Annotated in this window: 6 protein-coding genes; 4 read left to right on the top strand and 2 right to left on the bottom strand. The window is 50.8% G+C overall.

Annotated elements, in window-relative coordinates:
• From PHF27_RS12200 to PHF27_RS12190, 3 genes are all read left to right on the top strand, one after another.
• Window positions 1-755 (top strand): hypothetical protein (locus PHF27_RS12200; protein WP_300070462.1); only part of this gene is annotated, 755 nt, incomplete at its 5' end.
• 29 nt (window positions 756-784) lie between these two features.
• A complete protein-coding gene (locus PHF27_RS12195; RefSeq protein WP_300070459.1) occupies window positions 785-1477 on the top strand; it encodes an iron-sulfur cluster assembly scaffold protein in 693 nt (230 codons plus the stop codon).
• 14 nt (window positions 1478-1491) lie between these two features.
• Window positions 1492-2493: a GGGtGRT protein gene (locus PHF27_RS12190; RefSeq protein ID WP_300070465.1), complete on the top strand. Its 1002-nt coding sequence runs from the start codon at window positions 1492-1494 to the stop codon at window positions 2491-2493.
• A gap of 69 nt (window positions 2494-2562) precedes the next feature.
• Here PHF27_RS12190 and glpK read toward each other — a convergent pair whose 3' ends face one another.
• Together glpK and PHF27_RS12180 are read right to left on the bottom strand one after the other, a co-directional pair.
• Entirely contained in the window at window positions 2563-4056 is a 1494-nt protein-coding gene (glpK, locus tag PHF27_RS12185; RefSeq protein WP_300070456.1) for a glycerol kinase GlpK, read from the bottom strand.
• Window positions 4057-4158: 102 nt separating this feature from the next.
• Window positions 4159-4887 (bottom strand): MIP/aquaporin family protein, encoded by a 729-nt coding sequence (locus tag PHF27_RS12180; protein WP_300070453.1) that lies wholly within the window; start codon window positions 4885-4887, stop codon window positions 4159-4161.
• Window positions 4888-5854: 967 nt separating this feature from the next.
• Here PHF27_RS12180 and PHF27_RS12175 point away from each other — a divergent pair.
• The gene (locus PHF27_RS12175; RefSeq protein ID WP_300070451.1) at window positions 5855-7333 is read left to right on the top strand and encodes an NAD(P)/FAD-dependent oxidoreductase; all 1479 of its coding nucleotides are present in this window, start codon (window positions 5855-5857) and stop codon (window positions 7331-7333) included.
• The last annotated feature ends 51 nt before the right edge of the window (window positions 7334-7384 follow it).

Below are 7384 nucleotides of genomic sequence, written 5' to 3'. Positions count from 1 at the left end.
TGCTTCTAACAGGCGCGTCGGCGTCAGCGGCGCCGGGAGCGCCGGAAATGATGCAAGAGATGCAAGTCGACTTAAATCAAGACGGCGTAAAGGAGACTGTTACGGTTTTAGGCTCTTCTGTATATGAAAACAGCAAGTTCCGCATGAACCTGGAGCTGCGCATCAAAGACGGGGCTACGCAAAAAATCAGCAAAACCAAAGTGGGTAATGCAGGCTATGAGGTTATTTTGGAGACGGTAGAGGTGACCGGTGAGAGCCCGCTGGAGATTTTGGTTTCTGTGGCAACCGGGGCGAATAAAGGGGTGCGTGATTTTCAACTGTTTACTTGGGGAGAGAAGGGGATTAAACCCTTATTTACTTCGGAAAATCAGCCGGTGCTGGATATAAAGGGCACTCTTATACCCCATTTTCAAGGGGCATTAACAGAGCAGTCCAGCGGCGCTCAATTTTACCTGGATGTACAAGCCGGGAAAGAGCGTTATGTCAAAGAACAGGTCTACAATAAAGATGGCGTAATGAAAAGTAAAATCCGGATCCAGGTGGACTCGTTGCCCTTAATTGCCCTGCAAGCGGTGGATAAGGACGGAGATGGCACGCAGGAACTGCTGTCAACGCAAGAACTCTTAGAGAGCAGCAGCCGTATTGCTAAAATGACAGCGCTTTGGAAATACCAGGATAAAAAATGGGTTTTGCAGCGTATCGATAGCGATCAACCCATATCTTTTCAAAAGAAAAAAATAGAGACAGCGAAATAAATCTTTAGGTTCTAGAAAGGAGCGTTTCAATGCAGTATTCAGCAGAAGTACAAGGCATGACCTGTGTGGCCCGGGGGGCCAACCATGGCGCGGCGCCCATTCCTCAGGAGGGGGCCTGGACGAAGGTCAAGGAAGTCAAGGATGTTTGCGGTCTGACGCATGGCGTGGGCTGGTGTGCGCCGCAGCAGGGAGCTTGCAAGCTGACTCTCAACGTAAAAAACGGCATCATTGAGGAGGCCTTGGTGGAGACCATTGGCTGTTCCGGCATGACCCATTCAGCGGCTATGGCTGCAGAAATTCTGCCGGGCAAGACCATTTTAGAAGCCCTTAATACGGATTTGGTTTGCGACGCTATTAATACAGCCATGCGCGAGCTGTTTTTGCAGATTGTTTATGGCCGCAGTCAGACGGCATTTTCCGAAGGCGGCTTGCCTGTAGGCGCTGGCCTGGAGGACTTGGGCAAAGGCTTGCGGAGCCAGATTGGCACCATGTACGGGACCCAGGCGAAAGGGCCGCGCTATCTGGAGCTGGCGGAAGGGTATGTGACGTCCTTAGGTCTTGACGAAGACGGGGAAGTAATCGGTTATCAATTTGTGCATTTAGGCAAAATGATGGAAATGATTAAAAAAGGTCTGGATGCCAATGAAGCAGTGAAAAAAGCGACCGGTCAATACGGACGTTATAGCGAAGCGGCTCGTTATCTTGATCCGCGGCACGAATAGGGGAGGTGTACATGATGGTGAAATTTGAAGGCTTTGAACGCAGAGAAGCAAAATTACAGCAATTTTTGCAGCAGGAATCGCTGCAGTCGTTAGAGCAGGCTCAGGAGATTTGTCAGCAGAAGGGTTTGGATGTAGCAGCTATCGTTAAAGGGATCCAACCCATTTGCTTTGATAATGCCTGCTGGGCGTATACGCTGGGGGCGGCGCTGGCGATTCAAAAAGGCTGTACCAAGGCGGCGGATGCAGCTGAGATTATCGGCGAGGGCTTGCAGGCTTTTTGCATTCCCGGTTCGGTAGCGGACAACCGTAAGGTCGGTTTGGGCCATGGACGTTTAGCAGCGATGCTGCTGCGGGAAGAAACAAAGTGCTTTGCTTTTCTGGCAGGACATGAGTCGTTCGCCGCTGCAGAAGGCGCTATCGGGATTGCCCGTTCCGCCAACAAGGTGCGCCAAGAGCCGTTGCGTGTTATTTTGAACGGTTTGGGAAAAGATGCGGCGCTGATCATTTCTAGGGTCAACGGTTTTACGTATGTGCAGACAGCCTTTGATTACGCAGCAGGCAAGGTGAACATTGTACGGGAGAAAGCTTATTCCCAAAGCGAGCGGGCTAAGGTGCGCTGTTATGGTGCGGACGACGTTATGGAAGGCGTCGCGATTATGCACTTGGAGGGCGTGGATATTTCCATTACCGGCAATTCTACCAATCCGACCCGTTTCCAGCATCCCGTGGCCGGGACGTACAAGAAGGAATGCCTGGAGCAGGGAAAACGGTATTTTTCCGTGGCTTCCGGCGGCGGCACCGGGCGTACGCTGCACCCGGATAATATGGCGGCCGGACCGGCTTCGTACGGCATGACCGACACGATGGGACGCATGCATTCAGATGCGCAGTTTGCGGGGTCCTCTTCCGTACCGGCGCATGTGGAGATGATGGGCCTCATCGGCATGGGCAATAATCCCATGGTCGGCGCTAGCGTGGCGGTGGCCGTAGCGGTCGAAGAGGCTATGGGCAAGTAGAAGGCAAAAGCAAAAACGCCCCTCGGCTCCGTGGATTGAGCCGAGGGGCGTTTTGTTGTTTTGAAGGGATTAGTCTTCCCAGTTCATGGAGCGCTGAACCGCTTTCTGCCAGCCTTTGTAGTAGGTTTCGCGTTTTTCAGCAGGCATATCCGGTTGGAAGCGCTGGTTGAGTTTCCAGCTGCTGACCAGGTCTTCTTTACCTGCCCAGTAGCCCACTGCCAGACCTGCCAGGTAGGCAGCGCCCAGAGCGGTGGTTTCGGTGATTTCCGGACGGTCAACAGGCACGTCAAGAATGTCGGCCTGGAACTGCATCAGCAGGTTATTGGCAACAGCGCCGCCGTCTACCTTCAGAGCCTGCAATTTGATGCCGGAATCGCTTTCCATGGCGCTCAGAACGTCCCGGGTTTGATAGCACAGGGAGTCCAAGGTAGCGCGGATGAGATGGCTCTTGGTCGAACCACGGGTCAGACCAAAGATAGCGCCGCGGGCTTTCATATCCCAGTAAGGAGCGCCCAAACCGGCAAAGGCCGGTACGACGTATACGCCTTCGGAATCTTCTACTTTGCTGGCAAAGTATTCGGAGTCCGATGCGGTTTCAACCATTTTCAAGCTGTCGCGCAGCCACTGGATGGCGGCGCCGGCGATGAAGATACTGCCTTCCAAGGCGTATTCCACTTTGCCGTCGAGGCCCCAAGCAATGGTGGTCAACAGACCGTTGTTGGAGTTGTAGAGTTTTTCGCCGGTGTTCATGAGCATGAAGCAGCCGGTGCCATAGGTATTTTTGGCAGTGCCTGGTTTGAAGCAGGTCTGACCGAAAAGAGCAGCCTGTTGGTCGCCGGCGATACCAGCGACAGGTACTTCGGCGCCGAAGAAAATCTGAGCGTCGGTCATGCCGTATTTTTCACTGGAAGGACGTACTTCCGGCAGCATGCATTTAGGAACGGTGAGGATTTCCAGGAGCTCTTCGTCCCATTTCAGCTCGCGGATGTTGTACATCAGAGTACGGGAAGCATTGGAATAGTCGGTAACATGTACTTTGCCGCCGGTCAATTTCCAAGTCAGCCAAGTGTCGATAGTGCCGAACAGCAAATCGCCCTTTTCTGCACGTTCGCGGGCGCCTTCTACATGGTCCAAAATCCATTTTACTTTGGTGCCGGAGAAGTAAGCGTCCATAACCAAGCCGGTTTTTTTGCGGAACAAGGGTTCCAGGCCTTTGGCTTTGATATCGTTGCAGATATCGATGCTCTGGCGGCTTTGCCAAACAATGGCGTTATAGACGGGTTTGCCGGTGTGTTTGTCCCAAACCACCGTGGTTTCACGTTGGTTGGTAATGCCGATCGCGGCAATGTCCGAAGCATTAATGCCGGCAGTGGCGATAACTTCAGCGACAACGCCGATCTGGGTGGCCCAGATTTCGTCTGCGTTGTGCTCCACCCAAGCCGGTTTAGGGAAAATTTGGCGGAACTCTTTTTGGGCGACGGCGATAATGTTGGACTCATGGTCAAACAAAATAGCACGGGAACTGGTTGTACCTTGGTCAAGAGACAGAATGTACTTCGACATGCGGACAACACTCCTTTTTACACGTTATTAATCCTAAAATGGAAGGAGGCTGGCAGGTTAAAACCGGCCTCCTTAGAACACGCGAAGAATCAGGAGAGCAAATTACATGATGCCAATTGCGTGACCGAAGACGTACGCGATGGATGCGCCTACGAGCGGAGCTACGCAGGGAATCCAGGCATAACCCCAGTCGGAGCCGCCTTTACCAGCGATTGGAAGAACGGCGTGAGCCAAACGAGGTCCGAGGTCACGAGCCAGGTTCATGGCGTAACCGGTAGGACCGCCAAAGCTCATGCCCAATGCCCAGATGAGAATACCGACAACATAGGGTCCCATGCCGGGAGCCATGCCGCCAACACCTTTACCGAAGATGCAGAAGATGCCGAAAATCAGGAAGAACGTAGCGATAACTTCGCAGATGAAGTTATTAGTAGTATTACGGATAGCAGGACCGGTGCAGAAGATGCCCAATTTGAAGCCTTGGTCCTCTGTTTTTTCCCAGTGTCCGAGATATGCCAGCCAGCAGATAACGCCACCAACAAAACCGCCAGCGAGTTCAGCCAACATCGTAGCGAGGACATGACCGAAGCTGGTGTAGATGCCCATGAAATACTTAGCCAAGGTTACCGAAGGATTAAGATCGGCCTGCGGCGCACCGCAGGTAATAGCGGTATAAACCCCCATTACAACAGCAAAACCCCAGCCAGCGGTGATAACGATCCAGCCGCCGTTTTGTCCTTTGGAGCCGGTGAGCAAGGTGCTTGCTACTACCCCGCAACCAAAAGCGCATAAAACCATGGTACCTAGAAATTCACCCAACAAGTTGTCCATACTTTTTTCTCCTTTCTCTAGTAGAAAATAAATTTTGGATAGAACTAGGGATACTTGGATACTCTGCAGAGAACTAAGAGAGACGCCAAAACAGAAAAGTCCGGGAATCTATTTCAGGTATGCGCGCGCTAAATAATATTAAGTAAAGAGAAAAAAACGATGATTTCCATTTTATGTAATCAGAAAAAGACAAAAAGAGAGAAAGGTCAACAGAGAACTCATCGTTAAACGAGTTCTAATGCGGACTTTTCTCCTTATCTCTAGTCCCGTATGTAAATTGCCTCGGGTGAGGATATAAGCTTGCATAGCAGATCTCCTAACGCCCATTTATATGCTACTATATTTTCTGACAAAAGGCAACAGGCACTGTCGTCCTTTTTCTGACTATGTAGCGAGAGTGAATAATACGAAAATTTCCACAGTTCATATTGTAAACCAAGACGAACGATTTGAAAATAGCGTTATGTCTACCAAAAGAAATATAAGTAGATAAAAAATTACAATATTTGCTGTTTTATTTTTAAACCAAGCAAAAATATACAAAATGTGCAAGAAAAGTGTAAAATGAAATTTTTGCCAAATGTGCATATAAATTATATGTCTTGTATTAAGAAAAACTTGCTATGTCCTTTCTGAAGAGATGTTTTGTGAGATTGTGTTAAATGATGATGTATAGAAGCAACAACAGGAACCGGAATAATTCTGACAGCATTTCTGAGATTCACTACTTGCAGAGCTTAAATAAAACATATAAAATATAAAAAGTGAGAAAACAATGTATAGTTATTTTTTTCTCAAACTCTTCGCTGTAGGCGAAGATCATCCAATTTCATAGCGGACAGAGAAATAAGAGAATGTCCAGAATAGGTCGGCAGCTGCAAAGCTGGTGGCGTATTCATGGCTATTCTCTTTTTTTCGTCCGGTTTTTCTTTACAGGAAATAAAAAGAAGGAAGTGAAGGCAAATCTATGGAGACCATTTTGAAAACCGACGTCGTTGTCATTGGCGGCGGCATTGTCGGTACAGCCATTGCTCGAGAATTGTCCAAATATGAGCTGGACCTGGTGCTGGTAGAGAAGGAGCCTGATTTGGCTACCGGTACAACCAAGGCGAACAGTGCGATTCTTCATGCCGGCTTTGACGCGCCCCATGGCTCGTTGAAGGCTCGCACCAATGTGCGCGGTAACCAGCTGTATCATGAGTTGGAGGACGAACTGGGCCTGGATATCAAATGGACCGGCTCGCTGGTCGTGGCTACCAATGAAGAAGAAATGGAAACCGTGAAAAACCTGGTGGTACGGGGCAAGGAAAACGGCGTGCCGGGCTTAATGATGCTCAGCCGCGACGAAGTTCTTGAACGGGAACCTAACCTCAATCCCACGGTTGAAGGCGCTCTTTGGGCTCCTACCGCAGGTGTTTGCTGGCCTTTTGGCGCGGCTCTCGCTTTTGCGCAATGCGCAGAGCAAAATGGCGCCAAGGTTCTTACCGAATGCGCTGTGGAGGGTATTGAGACGGAAAATGGCGCCGTCAAAGCGGTGCTGACTTCGCAGGGACGTATTGAAACTCGTCTGATCATCAATGCAGCCGGCCTTTATGCGGACGCAGTCAGCCGCATGGCTGGTGACGACAGCTTCACCATTACCCCTCGGAAAGGGGAATACATTTTCTTTGATAAATCGGTCAAAAAAGACCTCGTTAACGGCGTAGTCTTCCCGACGCCCAGCAAGATTTCCAAGGGCATTTTGGTATGTACTACCACCCACGGCAACACCTTCATCGGCCCGAACGCCCAAGGGCAGGAAGACAAAGAAGATAAGGCCACGACGCTGACCGGCTTAAACGAAATCATTGCTTCGGCGAAGAAGCTGATGCCGGCGATGCCAATGCATGCGTCCATTACGCAGTTCTCTGGTTTGCGCGCCGTTTCCAGCACAGGAGACTTTATTTTAGGACCGTCGGAATCGGTCATTGGCTTGATTCATGCCGCGGGCATGCAGTCGCCTGGTTTAACAGCGGCTCCGGCGGTGGCGGAAGAGCTGGTGGAAATGCTGCGCCAGAACGGCGAACAGCTTGATCCTAAAACCAGCTTCAAAGCGCGTCTGCCCAAAAAAGTGGTCTTCCACAAACTGCCCCGGGACAAGCAGGCGGAGCTGATTAACAAAGACGCTCTATATGGCCGTGTGATTTGCCGCTGTGAAGTCATCACCGAAGCGGAAATTATAGCGGCTATCAAAGCGCCTTGCGGCGCACGTACTGTGGACGGCGTCAAACGCCGCACCCGCGCCGGTATGGGACGCTGCCAGGGCGGCTTCTGCGGCCCTCGGGTTACGGCCATTCTCGCCAGGGAGCTGGATATTCCGGTGACCGAGGTGCGCAAGGAACGCGCTGATTCGTATATGTTCTACGACAAACTCTCCGGAATTTGCGAGGTGGACAACCATGAATGAAGTATGTTTTCCGACGTATGACGTCATTGTTATTGGCGGCGGCCCTGCAGG

The organism is Anaeromusa sp., from assembly GCF_028691475.1.
In the GTDB taxonomy this organism is placed as follows: Bacteria; Bacillota; Negativicutes; order Anaeromusales; family Anaeromusaceae; genus Anaeromusa.
This window is presented reverse-complemented; position numbering and strand designations above follow the sequence as displayed.

Bases quoted from the DNA above. Each gene is read 5' to 3' on its own strand.
- PHF27_RS12195 (WP_300070459.1), top strand. From the start codon at position 785: ATGCAGTATTCAGCAGAAGTACAAGGCATGACCTGTGTGGCCCGGGGG.
- PHF27_RS12190 (WP_300070465.1), top strand. From the start codon at position 1,492: ATGGTGAAATTTGAAGGCTTTGAACGCAGAGAAGCAAAATTACAGCAA.
- glpK (WP_300070456.1), bottom strand. From the start codon at position 4,056: ATGTCGAAGTACATTCTGTCTCTTGACCAAGGTACAACCAGTTCCCGT.
- PHF27_RS12180 (WP_300070453.1), bottom strand. From the start codon at position 4,887: ATGGACAACTTGTTGGGTGAATTTCTAGGTACCATGGTTTTATGCGCT.
- PHF27_RS12175 (WP_300070451.1), top strand. From the start codon at position 5,855: ATGGAGACCATTTTGAAAACCGACGTCGTTGTCATTGGCGGCGGCATT.